This is a genomic window from Nanhaiella sioensis (assembly GCF_046557775.1).
Lineage (GTDB): Bacteria > Bacillota > Bacilli > Bacillales > SM2101 > Nanhaiella > Nanhaiella sioensis.
The window spans coordinates 3,756,634-3,774,021 of the sequence record NZ_JBKAEG010000001.1 but is presented as its reverse complement, the minus strand read 5'-3'; the positions used below and the strand labels follow the sequence as shown (position 1 = coordinate 3,774,021).

The window sequence follows — 17,388 nt, the reverse complement described above, 5'->3', positions numbered from 1 at the left end:
ACACTAGTACCTAATATAATGTATCAGTTTACCTATTCTGTTGTTCGCCCATTTTCCCTTAATCGTAAGTCTTTCTCTATTCCCACGATTCAATAAAATTTTGTGTATAATATTTTTTGTACACTCCAACTCCTAAATTTGTAAAATTCTCATTTAATAACGTCTCTCTGTGACTTTTGCTATTCAGCCAGCCAACCATAACGGCTATCCCATCAATATACTTTGCAGCTATATTTTCTCCAGCAGAAAAGTAATAAACATTTCCTTCTTTTAAACGTTCTGGTAATCCCCCACTTAATGGAGAAGTGTGAGAAAAATAATTTTCATCATACATTTCTTTACTATGTTTATGTGCAACGATGGCCGCTTCTTCATTCCACTGTACGGCAGGTAAATTATGCTGATTTCTAATTATATTTGTAAGGTCCAATATTTGTTTTGCGACGCCTTGTTCAACTAATGCTAATTCCTCTATCGATAGCTCCTCAGAAGATAATAGATCTCCCCTATATACTAGTTCATATGGTCTTTGTTTTATTAACGTATTTGCATCCATGTATCTAATACTCGATAATTTATTTGAATATCTATCAAAATATAATTGGATATAAACATCGTTTACTTTAACTAATGGACGAATTTCTAAGTCCTGTTCTGATAGTTCAAATCGATAATTATTGTTATTAGCTGTGAATGATATTAATTGCTCCAAAGAGAATGTATTTATGATCTCATCGATAGGTTGTCCAATGATAAATGGTTCTGTGTTTAATTCCTCTCCAATTGCATATATCGTTGTCACTATATTGTTTTCAACGCCAATTTGAATATATTGTGATGGATCTTGATTATAAATCCACCAATCGTAATCATAAATGGACTTATCAACTCTTATTGGTTTCCCAAATTCTCTTTCAATAACTTCACTAGGTTTCCCTATAAACGAATCTAATCCGTTTAACGTAATTTCACGTTTTTCCACTTCAACACTACTATTCAATTGTTGATTAACTTGAATGATTTCTTCTTGATTGCTGATTTCATTTGAAGGTGAATCATTCATAAAAGTTATGATTCCAATAATTAGATAACTAGTAAATATTGCAAACCCTATTTTTCTTTTCATAGATCTACCTCCTTTCAGTTTCTATAATTCTAGTAAAGTATATTGTATTTTTTTCTAGATAGACCAATAAATTTTTATAGGACGATGTAATCAAATGAGAGTTTTCTACACTATGTTGTATTATTTCAAAATTAGATCAGTTCTGTAGTTTTTTTACGATTGTTACAGTCTATAGCTAAGAAACATATGAACATGAACAAGCTATCATCGTATTTACCTCTTAGTATGCAAAGACTGTTTTATGAAAACTCTTTTCACAAACTTATTGCTTTATTTCTCTTTCATTTGAGTAACTGAATGTACAATATATTAATGTTATTTTTAGAGAAGAAAAGATGCCAAGAACGTTAATTATAATTACGTTTAACATTTTTTACCGAAAAAATATTTAATGTGAAAATAACAGAGAATAAAATTCATTCTATTAACCAGGCTATTCCCGTAACCTTTTTGCTATTTTTACAAAAAATGGACAGTATGATGGACTTTTTAAGAACAACGCTAAATGTGTATATGCTGATATCTTAAAACGAAAACGAACAATCAATGTGAAAACAGCCATTAACAAAGACACTGATTAACAGTGCCTTTGTTAGTGGTGTAGTTCATCCGTTTCCGAAATCTCAGTTAGCGCATGTCCCGCACTTTCATCAGACATGTTATTAATAGCTAAATCTCCTAAAGATACAATACCTACCATATTACCATGCTCTACAACAGGTAAACGCCTAATTTGGTGTTCCGCCATGAGATTCGCTGCCTCTTCTACAGTAGTCTTAGGGTTACATGTGATCAATTGTTCAGTCATTACATTAATGACTGAATTTGAACCAGAGCGCTTCTCTGCATATCCTCTAATGACTAGATCTCTATCTGTAATCATACCAATTAGTTCATCTTTATTCACTACAGGAATGGCTCCTACATCATATTCCTTCATCTTAACTGCAGCTTCATATACATTATCTAATGGCGTACAGCATTCGACTGACGTTGACATCACATCGCCTACATAATTCATTGTTGGTTCACTCCTTCTATATGGATATTACAAAATTGTTAATAACACTGAACGTTCAAATGATTAGTTATTTTTGTACTAAAATTTGTGTCCAATAATGTCCGTGACTGCCACCAATCGTATAACCAACTCCTATATGTGTCATATCATGGTTGAGCACATTAGCTCTATGTCCTGCATTATTCATCCAAAATTTCACAACTTCTTCAGCTGAGCTATGCCCTACAGCAATATTTTCTGCCCCTGTATGAAAATGAACACCAAAAGCTCTCAACATATTAAATGTCGAACCATATGTTGGGGATATATGAGAAAAGTAATTATTATCTCGCATGTCTGCCGACTTAGTTCTAGCGATACTACTGAGAGTTGGATCTACTTTTAATGGCTGTAAACCGTTTATCGAGCGCTCAGCGTTAGTTAATTGAATTATTTTATCCTCTAAATTGGTCTTAACATCGTTTGTTGGTATATACACAACTTGCCCAGGAAATATCATGTTTGGATTCGGAAATTGTGGGTTTTCTTTAATTAATAATGACAGTTTTACTTTATATAATACTGCAATTTCCCATAATGAATCACCTGGTTGTACTTTGTACATCATAGTTCTTCCATCAGCAGCTCTAGGCATAGATGTAACGAGCAAGATCATACAGGAAATCACAGAAATTCATACTTTCTTCACTTTCATTCCTCCTTTCTAGAATAGTTTTACCAATACAGTAAAAAAATCTCTTGTATCTAAATTTTTTTATGTACTTTGTTTAATTTGTCATTTTGATAATAAATTTATTCTACTAATAAAAAAGTAAAAATCATCATATATCAAAAGGTTCATTTTCCATTAATTGTTATTTTTAGCACAAAGCAATAAACAACGCAGCAAACTAGAGTACGTTGTATATTTTCTTCATTAAAACGATGGTTGTTGAGTCTTTACATGTTACTCTCCTAATTTAGGAACAATAGCTACAACGTATATGATAGTGCTTTTTTTATAACAAAAATCAAAACACGTTAAATAGGTAATGTAATAACTTCGCATTGCAACTTGCTCAATTTCGTACTATTATTAACAAGAGTAAACTTATCTTTTTCAAAGATAATGGAGGGAAATACATAATGAAACTTGAAGCAGTTGGAATTCAAGAAAAATCAGTGGAGTTAGCACGGTTAAATGATGTTATGAAGGAAAATGGACTTGTTTTAGCAGGTCAATGGGATTATGAACGAGTTACATATGACCGTAAATTTGAGTTTAAAAATGAAGTTTATTATTTAAGAGTGCAAGGCTATGCAGTAGAGGGTGACGTCGGTAGTCGTCATGCAATGATAAAGCTGTTAACACCAGTACTAGGAAAGCATTATTATCCTCATGGTGTTGAATATGGTGAAGGTGAAAAATTTCCAAAATCCTTAATTGAACAGTGTGAAAACTTATTGAATAATGTGAAGAAGAAAATTGATTCGCTTTAATAAAACCGCTGTCAAAAGGATTTAGCAAGTTAAAAACGCATGAAAAATTCATGCGTTTTTAACTTGAATTTCATCAACCATCACGTTAATAGCAGTTGGTCTAATTCCAGTCAATGCTCCTATCTCCGTAACCACTAATGCTTGTAACTTTTTACATACTTGAGCTATATTTACACCATATTTCACACATACATGAATATCAATGATAATGTCATTTTTTTCATTTTTGATTAAAATTCCTTTTTGTCTTTGACCATTGTTTAAAAAAAGATATAGTTGTTCTTTTACATCATAAACAGTACCATCGATTTCTTCAATATCATTGATACAAATTGAGGTAATCACTGCAAACACATTTTCTGTAATGCTAAGGGAGCCTTTTGACAAAAATTGAGTGATCATATGTTATTACTCCTTTCAAATTCCCTTTTCTTTTAGTATATGTATACAAAATATGTTGTTGAAGTAATACTTTTCATAATATAATTTTATATATAAACAAAGTCTGACTTCATTTTGATTATCTATATCTCACTTAGAAATAAACACCTATTTAATTGGTTTTGTGAGCCTTGTTAACGATGGCAGTCGTTAAGATCCTCATCCAGCTTTTCAACTTTATTTATATGTGCAGCAGTGCTTCGAAGAGGCACATAAAGAAATGAAAAGATGACAATAAGAAAGGAGTTAAGTCTTGTTAAATAAACAGGTTAGACGTAATTTAGTGATTGCCTTGATTCTTATCACAGTATTTATTATCGGATACTTAATATTGCCAGTATCCATTCCATTAATAATAGCGCTTGTCACTGCACTATTATTAGAACCTATTATTAAGTTATTACAAAATAAAACAAACATTTCACGTAATTTATCTGTATTTTTTGTTTTTACTTTATTTTTAGTCTTTATTGGAGTTAGTGGATACTTTGTAACGACAAAGGTAGTAACTGAAGTGATAAAAATCGTCGAAAATGCTCCAACTTATATAAATGAGATTAGTCGTGCTTGGGAAAAGTTTGAAAAGAATTTATACAACACTGCACAGGATTTACCGCAGGAGTTTGTAGACGTAGTAACTATTGAAGTTGAATCATTTTTTTCTAACCTTAAGGAAGATGTAACTTCATCATTAACGATTGATAATGTTAAAAATATTTTTACCAATATTCCGAACTTTTTAGTTAGTCTTATCGTATACTTAATTGCACTTTTTCTTTTTCTATTAGACCTCCCACGTTTACGGGGTAGAGTAAACGCGCATTTAACCGAGAAAACAGCTGATAAAGTTAATTTTATGTCATCTCGGCTATCCTATGTTATTTTTGGTTTTTTTAAAGCTCAGTTTCTTGTAAGCATTATTATATTTTTAGTATCACTTGTAGGTTTATTATTTATTACTCCAAATATTGCATTAGTGATGGCGCTAATTATTTGGGCGATTGATTTCATTCCAATTATTGGGTCAATCGTTATTTTAGGACCGTGGGCGCTATTCCATTTGTTTGCTGGCGATGTTGTATTAGGAACTAAATTAGCTATTTTAGCAATTGCTCTTCTTATTATACGTCGTACTGTTGAGCCTAAGGTAATGGGTAGCCATATTGGATTATCACCACTATCAACACTCATTGCAATGTATTTAGGCTTAAAGCTACTAGGGATTTTAGGGTTCATTTTAGGACCGCTACTCTTAATAGCTTTTAATTCAGCACGCGAAGCAGGCATAATTAAGCTAAATTTTAAACTATAGGATGTATACTAAATTTAACGACATAAAAAAATGGAGCATCGTCATATAGACGGATACTCCATTTTTTTATGATCATCGTTACCTAATTTGCTTGTATTTCTCAATCTTCCAACTAGGATTTAGGGGGTGTCTCCCCTGCTTTAAACCATTATCTATAACACTTCTAGCCAGTACAAACTAAATAACAATCATGACAACAAGATACTTTAAAACTTTTTAGCTGTAAGCCATTCTAATAACCTAGAATTGCTCTTATGACTGATGTAGTATCTCCACCTGGATAAAGCACGTATAAAAGGACATATACAGCTACACCTGTAATAGCAGTAAAAAACCATATTATACTTGTAACTGGTCCGATCTTCTTATGTTTTGCGATTCGATTATTAAATCCTAGGTATAATGTAATTAAACCAAAAACCCCGCCAGTAGTAGCAAGAATAATATGGAATATTAAAAACAATGTATAATATATTTTTATATCCTCTGGCCCGCCAAAACTCGTGTTACCTATAAATATTGTTCTAGATACGTAAATGATGAAGAAAGTTAAAGCAAATATAGCAGCCCATATCATAACTTTTTTATGTGCTTCAATCTTTCGCTGTTTTATGAGATACCAACCAATCGCAACAAAAATCGCACTTAGAACAATAAAGCTTGTACTAATCGTAGGTAGAATTTTTATCGTTTGTTCCATATGTCTCCCTCTCTGTATCAATTTTTATGTAAATACATAACTATTTTAGTAAAAATGTTTTACATAATCAATGGATATACTAGTCGCATATTAAAAAATAACGGGTCTAATCTACATACAGAATGAATGGTGTAGAATAAGACCCACTTAGTATTCCCCTATTTTATCGTTTGAGGTGTCATATATTTTTCAAGCTCTTTTTCCTCTTGCTCACGGTCTTTTTTAGCCCACTGGAAGAATATATGAGCTAAAATCGCTCCGTAGACAATTTCTTGGATAATTTTCATTAATACCCCACCTAGCTGTTGGTCTTCTAGCAATGGTAAAGTATTAAACAACTCAGGTCCAGTTAGCTGTATAGAATTTAGCATATCAGCGGGAACACATAATTTTAATGCATTTACCCAAGCGGTTGGATCACTATAAGTTATATATAAAGGTTCCTGGGCAAATATGATAAGTGCACAGGCAGGTGTTAACAATATCCCATCAGCAAAAATGTAACCGATCTTTTTAATTCCAGATAAGGATTGACTTTCTTCAAGTGTATTTATTAATGGCCACCACATCAACATTGCAGCAATAAATATCCCAATTGTAACAGCGGCATGTAACAAGCTATTTGTTTTCACTATATCAAAAATAACTGGTATATGGTAAAAGGAAAAAGCACCGTTAAACAAAATAAGTGCAATAAGCGGTTTCGAGAATAACGAAAAGACCGGCTTGACATATCGAACATTTAATAACCATCTGTAAAACCAATTCGGGAATGCCAAAATTAGTAATGGTGGAATAATTAAATATAATGTCGCCATTTGAACCATATGAACACTTAACATTAGATGTCCTAGTAGATCAACTGGTGATCCTTTTATAACATACAATAAAACCATTGCTGTTACAAAATAGCTTATTTGCTTTTTGGAAGCTGGGCTATCTGCTGATAACTTCTTTCGCAACGGACCCATTAATAAAAAATAACATGTAACTAATATACAAATCCAAATGAAGAAGTAGGGGCTCCACAATGCTCGAAATCCAAATACCGATAAATCCATATATTCTTCACCTCTTATTGTTCGCAAGTTTTTCTAGATTTTAATGCAATAAGAAAATCGGCAAAATGCCGATTTTCTTATTTACCACCAAACAATTGTCATGAAAGCTAAAACAGTAATTAATCCAACTAATAACCCAGAGTATAAAAATAAAGCAGGTGCTTCATGACCTTTATGATTCATGTGCATAAAATAATACAATTGAAAAATAACTTGTATTACTGCTAGTAATATAATGAACGGAACTGTAAACCAACGTGAAAACTCATAGCCAACAGCTATAAAAGCAGCAATCGTTAAAAATATCATTAAAACAAATGATATGACATGATGCTTCATCTCTTCAGCACTTTTTTTCCTCCGATAAGCTATATCGACTCTCGGGTTACTGGAATTTGAATGATTTGTCGTCATAAATTTATCCCACCACTCCCATTAAGTATACTACAGTAAAAATAAACACCCATACTACATCAATAAAGTGCCAATAAAGGCTCGCAACATAAAATTTAGGTGCATTATACAAGTCTAAACCACGTTTGCTATTACGAATCATTAACGTTAATATCCATACTAAACCAAAAGCAACGTGAGCTCCATGCGTCCCAACTAGAAAATAGAAAGCAGAACCAAATGCACTACTTGTAAACGTATGACCTTCATGCACATATTCCATAAACTCATAAATTTCTAAGCCAAGGAAAGCTGCACCAAGGAACAATGTAATACCTAGCCATAGTTGCATCTTTTTGAAATCGAAATTCTTCATGTGATACATTGCGTACACACTCGTTAAACTACTTGTCAGTAACAGCATAGTAGCGACAAAAGCTATTGGTAATTGGAATAATTCTTCTGACGAAGGTCCACCATTCGTACTATTTTTTAAAGCTAAATAAGTAGCGAACAATGTAGAGAATGTAACTGTTTCAGCACCTAAGAAAAACCAAAATCCTAAAAATTTATTCTTTCCTTCGAGGGTAGCTTTTTCCGGTGAAGCAGGAAATGTTTCGGCTGTTAATTTTTCTTCAACATGCATTATGCCTTTACCCCCTTATTATCATCTTCAACTAATTCTTCTTTATGAATGTGGAATCCATGATCGTCAATTACAGAGCGTAGGAACATCGCGCCAAACGTAATTAAACCACCTAAAATTCCAACGAATAATCCCCAACTATAATCATTTATAAATAAGATTCCGATACCAGAAATAAATAAACCTAGTGACATAACGAATGGTAAAATAGATGAATTAGGCATATGAATATCACCTAATGGCTCAGCAGGTGTCATTTCTTTTTTACCTTCCATCTTTTCAATCCAAAATGCATCTAATCCACGTACTAATGGCGTTTGTTTAAAGTTATAGAATGGTGGAGGTGAAGCTATTGCCCACTCTAAAGTTCGCCCAGTACCCCAAGGGTCATTGCCAACTTTTTCATTTTTAATACTAGTAATAATGACATTCACTAATAAAATGACAGTTGCTACGGCCATGAAGATAGCACCTATACTACTGATTAGATTCCCGGTTTCAAATCCTTTGCCTTCTGCAAATGTGTATACTCGTCGAGGCATACCCATTAAACCTAAGAAATGTTGAATAAAGAAAGTCAAGTGGAAACCAATTAAGAATAGCCAAAAAGTTATTTTTCCAAGTGTCTCATTTAGCATAGTACCAAACATTTTTGGCCACCAATAATGTGCCCCTCCAAATAATGCAAGAACTACACCACCGACAATTACGTAATGGAAATGTGCAACGACGAAATAACTATCATGATATTGATAATCGGCCGCAGCACCAGCAAGCATAATACCAGTTACTCCACCCATTACAAATGATGGTATAAATGCTACTGCATAAAGCATCGGAGTAGTGAAGCGAATACTTCCTCCCCACATTGTAAATAACCAGTTAAAGATTTTAATACCTGTTGGTACCGCAATTGCCATCGTAGCTACAGAGAATATTGCATTGGCAATTGGTCCTAAACCAACTGTAAACATATGGTGAGCCCAAACCATGAAGCCTAAAAAGCCAATTAATACTGTTGCAAAAACCATTGATGAATAACCAAATAGTCTTTTCTTCGAAAATGTTGCAAAAATCTCTGAAAAAATACCGAATGCCGGCAGTACGAGAATATACACTTCTGGGTGTCCAAAAATCCAGAATAAATGCTCCCAAATAATTGTATTACCACCCATAGCTGGATCGAAGAAATTTGCACCGAACAAACGATCAAATATCATTAAGAAAAATCCAACTGTTAATGGTGGAAACGCAAACAAAATAAGTGCTGAAGTGACAAATGTTGACCATGTAAACAACGGCATACGCATATATGTCATTCCAGGAGCACGCATAGTAATAATCGTTACAAGAAAGTTAATACCACCAATTAACGTACCAAATCCAGAAATTTGTAATCCGATGGTATAAAAGTCAATTCCATGTGTGGAGGATTCTAATGCTAGTGAAGCATATGAAGTCCAACCCGCATCTGGTGCGCCACCTAAAAACCAACTAAGGTTTAAAAAGATTCCACCAAAGAAAAACAACCAAAATCCTAGTGCATTTAAAAATGGAAATGCTACGTCACGAGCACCAATTTGGATTGGCATTACTGCGTTCATCATCGCAAAAACGAGCGGCATCGCAGCTAAGAATATCATAGTAGTTCCGTGCATCGTCAATATTTGGTTGTATAGTTCACCAACAAAAAATCCTTGATCCGGGGCCCATAACTGTATGCGGATAAATAGTGCTTCTAGTCCGCCGACAACAAAGAAAAATCCTCCGGCAATTAAGTATAGGATCGCTATCTTTTTATGGTCAACCGTCGTTAAATAATCCCATACTGTAGCACCAAACCCCTTTTTTTGAGTTAACGTACTCACAAATGTTACCTCCCTTTAATATATAAAGATCAATCCCCTAGTATTTACTCTACTTTCAGTCCCATTAAATATTCGACTAAAGCATCCATATCATTAGGTTGTAAATCCCCATATGTACCAGACATTTTATTTCCTGGTTTGAATTGTTCTGGATCCTCTAACCAAGCTCTTAAATTTTCTTCATTATGATCTATGACACCTGCAATTGTTTCACGTTCACCGAACGTAGCCAAGTTAGGTGCGATACGAGCTCCAAAAGGTCTTGTGTCTTCTGGTGAAACTGCATGACATGCAAGACAGCTGTTATTAAATATTTCCTCACCTTGGACTGCTAAATCAGTTGAAGCCACAGGGGTAGTAGCATTTTGCATTTTGCTAATCCAACTATCGAAATCATCCCTCGATAACGGCTTCACTTTGAAGTCCATTTTCGCATGTGACGGTCCGCATAATTCAGCACATTCACCCCAGAAAACGCCGCCAGCTTCTTCTGTTTTGGCAGAATCAAACTCTAAGAAAAATTGGTTTGTGTTATCCGTGTTTGTATCCATTTTCCCACCAACAGCAGGTACCCAAAATGAATGTTTAACATCTGAAGCGATTAAATTAAAATATACTCGCTCATCTGTTGGAACGATTAAATCTTGACTTGTGATAATGCCGTAATCTGGATACTCAAATTCCCACCAATATAAATTAGCAGTTACATTAACTACTACAGCATTTTCATCGCGTGTTTCCTCTAGCATTGGAGTCACGTCAGCTAGTTCAAATGTCGCTTTAACAACTGGAACAGCTAAAATTAACAATAAAATAATCGGGATAACAGTCCAGATCACTTCTAGTTTATGACTTCCTTCTACTTGCTTAGGAATTTTGTTTTCTTCCCCTTTACGTTCCTTGAAACGCAATAAGACAAAAATGAAAATAACTGTGACAACAACAATAACAAGGACCATTATTACTGCTGACAAAATCATTAGGTCATATTGCATTTCTGCTACTTCTCCCGCTGGCTGTAGTGTGGATAAAAATGGTTTTCCACAGCCTGATAAAAATAACGCTATGACTGATATTACAGAAATCAAGCGCCAATTATGTAGCCACTTTTTCATAGCTTCTTCATACCCCTCTTTCATTTAATGTTTCTAAAATATAATAAAATAAATTCCTTCTAACAGCTATATGTTATTAGAGAAAGAACTTCTACAATTAAGAAGACAACTATACATTGACTTTAACAATTATATAATTGTCACGACAACCATTGCTACAAACAGAATGGTCAAATAGTTAAGTGAGTATACAAACATTAAGCGTGCCCATTTCACATCGTCTTTCATCTTAAAACCAGCTAACCCTAAAGCCAACCATCCTACATTGAGAACAGTAGCTAAAATTAAAAACGGGATTCCCAGTGCAAATAAATAAAATGGTAATGGTAGGAGACATGCAACCCAAACAACCATTTGTCGCTTGGTGATCGCAAATCCATGAACAACAGGGAGCATTGGAATTCCTGCAGCTCTATACTCTTCCACACGTTTCATTGCAAGCGCCAGAAAATGTGGCGGCTGCCATACAAACATGATGATAAATAAAATCCAAGCAACACTATGTAAATTAGCATCTATTGCAGCCCAGCCAATTAATGGCGGTACTGCTCCGGATATACTTCCAATTACTGTATTTAAAGTGTAAAGTCTTTTTGACCACATCGTATATAAAATAACGTATGAGATAATACCGATCAACCCAATAACAGCAGCAGTTATAGTTGTAAACGCTAATATCCCTGTGCCAATTACTGTCAACAATAGACCTAAAGCTAACACTTGTGATGGTTGAACTTTGCCTGTCACAGTAGGTCTTTGTTTTGTTCTATCCATTAAGTGATCTATATCTCGGTCAATAAAATTATTTAGACTACAAGAACCTGCAATAATTAATGCTGAGCCTATTAAAGTTAATAGAACAACATCTATATTTTCGAAAAAACCTACACCTGAAAAATACATGGCGAGCCATAATCCGGTAAATGTCGTAATTAAATTAGAATTAACAATCCCTATTTTAATTAGAGCAAGAAAGTCCTTCCAAACGCTTGTCTCGTGTAAATGATGTTGAGTGCTTTGCTCCAACATATTTGTTTCGTCTAGCGTCCTCGTATTAGACATTCAAATTCCCCCCTTCAGTTAATTTCTAATAGTATTACTTTTCACTTCAGTATAATAATATGATGCTCAATTCTAGTAAAAACAAAGCATTTAAACTGTTATGTAGTATTACTTAGAACAGATTTAACTAAGTAGTGTGACTTTATTAACTATTAAAGCACAATTTTGAGTTAGCCAAATAGTATCACTGTATATTAAATCACATTTCGAGATGGTTTTGTGAATTTTTTTTGAATAAATTTTGTTTTTTTTTTGTCTATAATAAATCAAGTAAAAAAAATTAGTAAAACGTTCACAAATTTGTGTTATTTTATCCATATTATTTACATAAAAGGTATTATAAACACTATGTGTGTAGGGTTTAACAAACTTTAAATGTTGCTATTCCATTGACAATTACCTTTTCTCTGAAACAATAAGATCAAACAATCTTTTTATGAAAGAATATGAGCAAAAACTTTTTTAATATATGAATTAACTATTTTCATTATTATATATCCCACATGTCAGAAATATTACTATGCATTTTTCCTTTGCTATTTATACATAATTTCGCTATCATAAAGTTTGGTTATTTGCTTAAGTGACCGTTATTTCATTTCTTACATATGAAGGTGATGTAGTGAACAAAAGATTAAAATTATTTGCGGTCTTAACGACCATCGGTATGCTCTTTATATTAATAGGGGGTGCCCTTGTAACAAAAACAGATTCGGGGATGGGGTGTGGAAAATCATGGCCTTTATGTGAGGGCGAACTAATCCCTAGTAATATTTCACCTGAAAAAGTCATCGAACTAAGTCATCGTGTCGTCTCAGGCACAGTAGGAATAATGGTTCTTATCCTCTCTATTTGGTCATGGAGATCGATTGGGCATATAAGAGAAACGAAGCCTTTAGCTATTATTTCATTTGTATTCTTATTAATGCAAGCTTTAATTGGTGCAGCTGCTGTCATGTGGGGACAATCATCATTTGTACTAGCCTTACATTTCGGTATATCATTAATTTCTTTTGCTTCGGTTCTATTATTAACATTGCTCATCTTTGAGGTTGATAAAAAATTTGATGCTGAAAAAATAGTCATCGCATCTAAAATGAAATGGCATATATATGCAGTAACGATTTATAGTTATTTAGTAGTATATTCTGGTGCATTAGTAAGACATAAAAGCGCAAGCCTAGTCTGTAAAGATTGGCCGATGTGTAATAATAATAATGCCTGGGGGTTGCCTACTACGAGCCATGAATGGATACAAATGGGTCACAGGTTTGCAGCAGGAATAATCTTCATTTGGATTATCTTTATTACAATGAGGGCATTAAAACACCATAAACACCAAAGAGTTATTACATGGGGATGGGTTATCGCGTGCACACTCGTAATATTACAAGTTATCACTGGTGCCATCATCATATTTAGTAAATTAAATCTGATAGTTGCATTATTACATGCATTATTTATCTCATGTTTATTCGGTGTATTAAGTTATTTAGTTTTATTAGCATCCAGAAGTACCAGGAATGAAAAGCTGCAAGATTAAATATTACTTAGAGTTTCAAAAAGGTCTGACTACACACCTACATTTCTGTATATAAGACAAGGAGAAGTCTTATATACAGAACGATAGCGTAAAGTCAGACCTTTTTTTATGTTAATATTACATAACTATTGTGATAGTTCAATTAATAAATCTTCTGTTTGAATTGCTTCACCCGATGAAACATGTATAGCCGTTACTGTACCAGCAAACGGCGCTTGTACAGTTGTTTCCATCTTCATAGCTTCAGTAATCAATAAATGGTCTCCTTTATTGACTTTCTCCCCTTTTTCAACTAACACTTTTAAAACAGTACCAGGCATAGAGGCTCCGAGGTGATTCGGATTGTTTTTATCCATTTTTGATTTAGTAACCACCGTAGATTTTACATTTTCATCTTTGATAATTACCTCACGTGGTTGACCATTTAACTCGAAATAAACGACACGAGTTCCGTCAGCTTGTGGCTGTCCGATGGAAACTAATTTGACAATTAAAGTTTTACCTTGTTCTATCTCTACTTCAATTTCTTCTCCAAGTCGCATACCATATAAAAATGTCGGAGTATCTAGTTTTGAGACATTGCCAAACTGTTCGCCTGTTTTAATGTAATCCATAAACACTTTTGGATATAATGCATATGCGATGGCATCAAAATCAGTTACTTGCCTATTTAATGTATGAAACAGCTGTTCTTTTATCGCAAAAAAATCAACTGACTCAATATGTTCACCCGGTCTATCAGTTATTGGTTCACGTCCTTTTAGAATTAAGCGTTGTAATTCTTTCGGAAATCCACCATAAGGCTGACCTAATGACCCAGAAAACAACTCAACTACAGAATCAGGGAAATCTAACGTTTCTCCTCGTTCATAAACATCCTCTTCAGATAAGTTATTTTGCACCATATACAGCGCCATATCACCAACAACTTTAGATGATGGGGTAACTTTAACAATATCACCAAACATATCATTTACTCTTCGATACATACGTTTGACTTCTTCCCATCTTTCTCCAAGTCCCACAGCTTTAGCTTGTTGTTGTAAATTACTATATTGACCACCTGGCATTTCATGAATATATACTTCTGAATGTGGGGCTTTCATTCCGCTTTCAAAATCTTGGTAATAACTTCGGACACCTTCCCAATATTGAGATAACTGCTCTAAACCATTGATGTCTGCTGTTGGCATTCTGTCAGACCCTTCTAATGCATAACATAGCGTACTTGCACTAGGTTGACTCGTTAACCCTGCCATTGAGCCCATAGCTACATCTACAATGTCAACCCCTGCATCTATTGCTTTTGAATACATCAAAATTCCATTACCACTCGTATCATGCGTATGTAAATGGATAGGAATATCAATTGTTTCTTTCAGGGATGAAATTAGTTCATAGGCTGCCTGAGGTTTTAACAAACCTGCCATATCTTTAATGCCTAATATATGTGCACCTGATTGCTCTAACTCTTTAGCAAGGTTTTTGTAATATGTTAAATCATACTTCGTACGAGTTGGATCAGTAATATCACCTGTATAGCAAATTGCTGCTTCAGCGATCTTCCCATTTTGACGAACTGAGTCTATCGCAAGCCTCATTCCTTCTACCCAGTTTAGACTATCAAATATTCTAAAAACATCAATTCCTGCATGAGATGATTTCTCTACGAATTCACGAATTACATTATCTGGATAATTTTTATAACCAACTGCATTTGATGCTCGGAGTAGCATCTGAAATAATACATTCGGTACTTTTTCTCTTAATGTTAATAAACGTTCCCACGGATCTTCTTTCAAGAACCGATACGCAACATCGAATGTCGCTCCTCCCCACATCTCCATTGAAAATAAATCAGGAATTAAGCGAGCTGTTGGTTCGGCAATTTGCTTTAAATCATTTGTACGGAATCTTGTTGCTAATAAAGATTGATGAGCATCACGGAAAGTGGTATCTGTGAGCAACACTTGCTTTTGCTCTTGAATCCAATGAACAAGTCCGTCAGCACCAAAATCATTAAGAATTTGCTTTGTACCTGATGGCATTTGTTCTGAGCTCTTTAATTTAGGAATTAGAGGTTTATCAAATACTGGCTTCTTTCTTTTTTCTACTCCTGGGAAACCATTGACAGTCACCGTTCCGATATATGAAAGCATTTTAGTTCCTCTATCTTTTCGCTTCGGAAATACAAATAATTCTGGTGACGTATCTATAAATGAAGTGTCATATTCACCTGTCAGGAATTTTTGGTGTTTAACTACGTTTTCCAAAAACGGTATATTTGTTTTAATACCACGTATTCGAAATTCTCTTAAATTTCGAACCATTTTTGCAGCAGCTTGTTCAAAAGTTAAAGCCCACGTTGATAGCTTGACTAAGAGTGAATCGTAATGGGGCGTAATAACCGCTCCTTGAAATCCATTACCCGCATCTAAGCGTACTCCAAAGCCTCCGCCAGATCGATATGCCATAATCTTACCTGTGTCTGGCATGAAGTTATTCAATGGATCTTCCGTCGTAACACGAGATTGAATTGCAAAGCCATGAGTAATAATTTGCTCTTGACTAGGAATCCCTACTTTATCACTATGAAGCCCTTGTCCCTCAGCTATAAGAATTTGAGATTGTACAATATCAATACCTGTAATCATCTCAGTTATTGTATGCTCCACCTGCACTCTAGGATTGACTTCAATAAAATAGAACTCTCCTCCCGATACTAGAAATTCAACTGTACCAGCATTTATATAATCAACATTCTTCATTAGTTTTACAGCGGCCTGACAAATATCATCTCTTAGCTTTTCTGACAAACTAATACTAGGTGCAATTTCTACAACCTTTTGATGACGACGCTGTACAGAACAATCTCGTTCGAACAAATGAACAATATTACCCTCATGATCCCCTAGTATTTGTACTTCAATATGCTTTGGAAGTTCTATCAATTTTTCTACGTATACTTCATCATTACCAAAGGCAGCCTTCGCTTCAGATTTCGCACGGTCGTAAGATTCTTTGACTCCTGCTTCACTGCGAACAATTCTCATCCCACGTCCACCACCACCTAAGGAAGCCTTAATGATAATTGGATAACCATGGGTTTTACCAAATAACTCCACATCTTCAACACTATTAACTGGACCATCACTACCTGGGATAACAGGAATATCAGCTAAAACAGCTTGATCTCTTGCTTTTACCTTGTCTCCAAACATATCTAAGTGCTTCGATTGAGGCCCGACAAATATAATCCCTTCTTCCTCACATCGCCTAGCAAAATTAATGTTCTCAGACAAAAATCCATATCCAGGGTGAATTGCGTCAATATTGTTAGTTTTTGCAATTTCAATAATGTTTTCGATATCCAGATATGCGTCAATTGGTTTTTTTCCTTCACCTACAAGATAAGCTTCATCTGCTTTATATCGATGAAAAGATCCAGTATCTTCCTTTGAATAAATCGCTACAGTACGAATGTTTAGTTCTGTACAAGCTCTAAATACTCGGATCGCAATTTCTCCACGATTTGCTACTAGTAGTTTCTTGATGCGACGATTTGTTTTCATTGTTTTCCCCCTTGACTGTGTAAGTATAATAAGTTATGAAAAAATAGTG

At 34.3% G+C, this 17,388-nt stretch carries 15 protein-coding genes; 3 read left to right on the top strand and 12 right to left on the bottom strand.

Translation table 11 applies throughout. The features are described from left to right. Window positions 1-76 precede the first annotated feature (76 nt). The 3 genes from V1503_RS17595 to V1503_RS17585 all read right to left on the bottom strand — a co-directional run bounded on the left by V1503_RS17595 (window position 77) and on the right by V1503_RS17585 (window position 2,751). The gene (locus tag V1503_RS17595; protein ID WP_410628534.1) at window positions 77-1,126 is read right to left on the bottom strand and encodes a CAP domain-containing protein; all 1,050 of its coding nucleotides are present in this window, start codon (window positions 1,124-1,126) and stop codon (window positions 77-79) included. A gap of 592 nt (window positions 1,127-1,718) precedes the next feature. Then, window positions 1,719-2,147, bottom strand: coding sequence for a CBS domain-containing protein (locus V1503_RS17590; RefSeq protein ID WP_214483216.1), 429 nt, complete (start codon window positions 2,145-2,147; stop codon window positions 1,719-1,721). 67 nt (window positions 2,148-2,214) lie between these two features. Beyond that, window positions 2,215-2,751, bottom strand: a complete 537-nt coding sequence (locus V1503_RS17585) for a CAP domain-containing protein (protein ID WP_410628533.1) — start codon at window positions 2,749-2,751, stop codon at window positions 2,215-2,217. Window positions 2,752-3,272: 521 nt separating this feature from the next. On the opposite strand from V1503_RS17585, the gene V1503_RS17580 reads away from it, so the two are divergent. Next, window positions 3,273-3,626 (top strand): YugN family protein, encoded by a 354-nt coding sequence (locus V1503_RS17580; RefSeq protein WP_410628532.1) that lies wholly within the window; start codon window positions 3,273-3,275, stop codon window positions 3,624-3,626. 48 nt (window positions 3,627-3,674) lie between these two features. On the opposite strand, the gene V1503_RS17575 is transcribed toward V1503_RS17580, so the two are convergent. Further along, window positions 3,675-4,028 (bottom strand): Asp23/Gls24 family envelope stress response protein, encoded by a 354-nt coding sequence (locus V1503_RS17575; RefSeq protein WP_410628531.1) that lies wholly within the window; start codon window positions 4,026-4,028, stop codon window positions 3,675-3,677. A 292-nt stretch (window positions 4,029-4,320) separates the two neighbouring features. Between V1503_RS17575 and ytvI the strand changes: the two genes are divergently transcribed. After that, complete coding sequence (gene ytvI / locus V1503_RS17570; protein ID WP_320257087.1) at window positions 4,321-5,379, top strand: sporulation integral membrane protein YtvI; 1,059 nt, start codon at window positions 4,321-4,323, stop codon at window positions 5,377-5,379. A 232-nt stretch (window positions 5,380-5,611) separates the two neighbouring features. Here the strand turns inward: ytvI and V1503_RS17565 are convergent, their stop codons facing one another. The 7 genes from V1503_RS17565 to cyoE all read right to left on the bottom strand — a co-directional run bounded on the left by V1503_RS17565 (window position 5,612) and on the right by cyoE (window position 12,191). Further along, window positions 5,612-6,079 (bottom strand): DUF420 domain-containing protein, encoded by a 468-nt coding sequence (locus V1503_RS17565; protein ID WP_214483212.1) that lies wholly within the window; start codon window positions 6,077-6,079, stop codon window positions 5,612-5,614. 158 nt (window positions 6,080-6,237) lie between these two features. Next, on the bottom strand, window positions 6,238-7,140 hold the full coding sequence (gene ctaG, locus V1503_RS17560; RefSeq protein ID WP_320257086.1) for a cytochrome c oxidase assembly factor CtaG: 903 nt from the start codon (window positions 7,138-7,140) through the stop codon (window positions 6,238-6,240). A gap of 81 nt (window positions 7,141-7,221) precedes the next feature. Then, complete coding sequence (ctaF, locus tag V1503_RS17555) at window positions 7,222-7,554, bottom strand: cytochrome c oxidase subunit IVB (protein ID WP_214483210.1); 333 nt, start codon at window positions 7,552-7,554, stop codon at window positions 7,222-7,224. Window positions 7,555-7,558: 4 nt separating this feature from the next. Next, window positions 7,559-8,179 (bottom strand): cytochrome (ubi)quinol oxidase subunit III, encoded by a 621-nt coding sequence (locus V1503_RS17550; RefSeq protein ID WP_214483209.1) that lies wholly within the window; start codon window positions 8,177-8,179, stop codon window positions 7,559-7,561. Continuing rightward, the gene (gene ctaD, locus V1503_RS17545) at window positions 8,179-10,047 is read right to left on the bottom strand and encodes a cytochrome c oxidase subunit I (protein WP_214483208.1); all 1,869 of its coding nucleotides are present in this window, start codon (window positions 10,045-10,047) and stop codon (window positions 8,179-8,181) included. The genes V1503_RS17550 and ctaD overlap by 1 nt, the downstream gene beginning before the upstream one ends. Window positions 10,048-10,091: 44 nt before the next feature. Then, entirely contained in the window at window positions 10,092-11,162 is a 1,071-nt protein-coding gene (coxB, locus tag V1503_RS17540) for a cytochrome c oxidase subunit II (protein ID WP_410628530.1), read from the bottom strand. A gap of 129 nt (window positions 11,163-11,291) precedes the next feature. After that, window positions 11,292-12,191: a heme o synthase gene (gene cyoE / locus V1503_RS17535; protein WP_410629463.1), complete on the bottom strand. Its 900-nt coding sequence runs from the start codon at window positions 12,189-12,191 to the stop codon at window positions 11,292-11,294. 655 nt (window positions 12,192-12,846) lie between these two features. On the opposite strand from cyoE, the gene V1503_RS17530 reads away from it, so the two are divergent. After that, window positions 12,847-13,767 (top strand): COX15/CtaA family protein, encoded by a 921-nt coding sequence (locus V1503_RS17530; protein ID WP_214483206.1) that lies wholly within the window; start codon window positions 12,847-12,849, stop codon window positions 13,765-13,767. Window positions 13,768-13,892: 125 nt separating this feature from the next. On the opposite strand, the gene pyc is transcribed toward V1503_RS17530, so the two are convergent. Beyond that, window positions 13,893-17,339, bottom strand: coding sequence for a pyruvate carboxylase (pyc, locus tag V1503_RS17525; RefSeq protein WP_410628529.1), 3,447 nt, complete (start codon window positions 17,337-17,339; stop codon window positions 13,893-13,895). Between the last annotated feature and the right edge of the window lie 49 nt (window positions 17,340-17,388).

Coding starts and splice junctions, on each gene's coding strand:
- V1503_RS17595 (WP_410628534.1), bottom strand. CDS start 1,126: ATGAAAAGAAAAATAGGGTTTGCAATATTTACTAGTTATCTAATTATT.
- V1503_RS17590 (WP_214483216.1), bottom strand. CDS start 2,147: ATGAATTATGTAGGCGATGTGATGTCAACGTCAGTCGAATGCTGTACG.
- V1503_RS17585 (WP_410628533.1), bottom strand. CDS start 2,751: ATGTACAAAGTACAACCAGGTGATTCATTATGGGAAATTGCAGTATTA.
- V1503_RS17580 (WP_410628532.1), top strand. CDS start 3,273: ATGAAACTTGAAGCAGTTGGAATTCAAGAAAAATCAGTGGAGTTAGCA.
- V1503_RS17575 (WP_410628531.1), bottom strand. CDS start 4,028: ATGATCACTCAATTTTTGTCAAAAGGCTCCCTTAGCATTACAGAAAAT.
- V1503_RS17565 (WP_214483212.1), bottom strand. CDS start 6,079: ATGGAACAAACGATAAAAATTCTACCTACGATTAGTACAAGCTTTATT.
- ctaG (WP_320257086.1), bottom strand. CDS start 7,140: ATGGATTTATCGGTATTTGGATTTCGAGCATTGTGGAGCCCCTACTTC.
- ctaF (WP_214483210.1), bottom strand. CDS start 7,554: ATGACGACAAATCATTCAAATTCCAGTAACCCGAGAGTCGATATAGCT.
- V1503_RS17550 (WP_214483209.1), bottom strand. CDS start 8,179: ATGCATGTTGAAGAAAAATTAACAGCCGAAACATTTCCTGCTTCACCG.
- coxB (WP_410628530.1), bottom strand. CDS start 11,162: ATGAAAAAGTGGCTACATAATTGGCGCTTGATTTCTGTAATATCAGTC.
- cyoE (WP_410629463.1), bottom strand. CDS start 12,191: ATGTTGGAGCAAAGCACTCAACATCATTTACACGAGACAAGCGTTTGG.
- pyc (WP_410628529.1), bottom strand. CDS start 17,339: ATGAAAACAAATCGTCGCATCAAGAAACTACTAGTAGCAAATCGTGGA.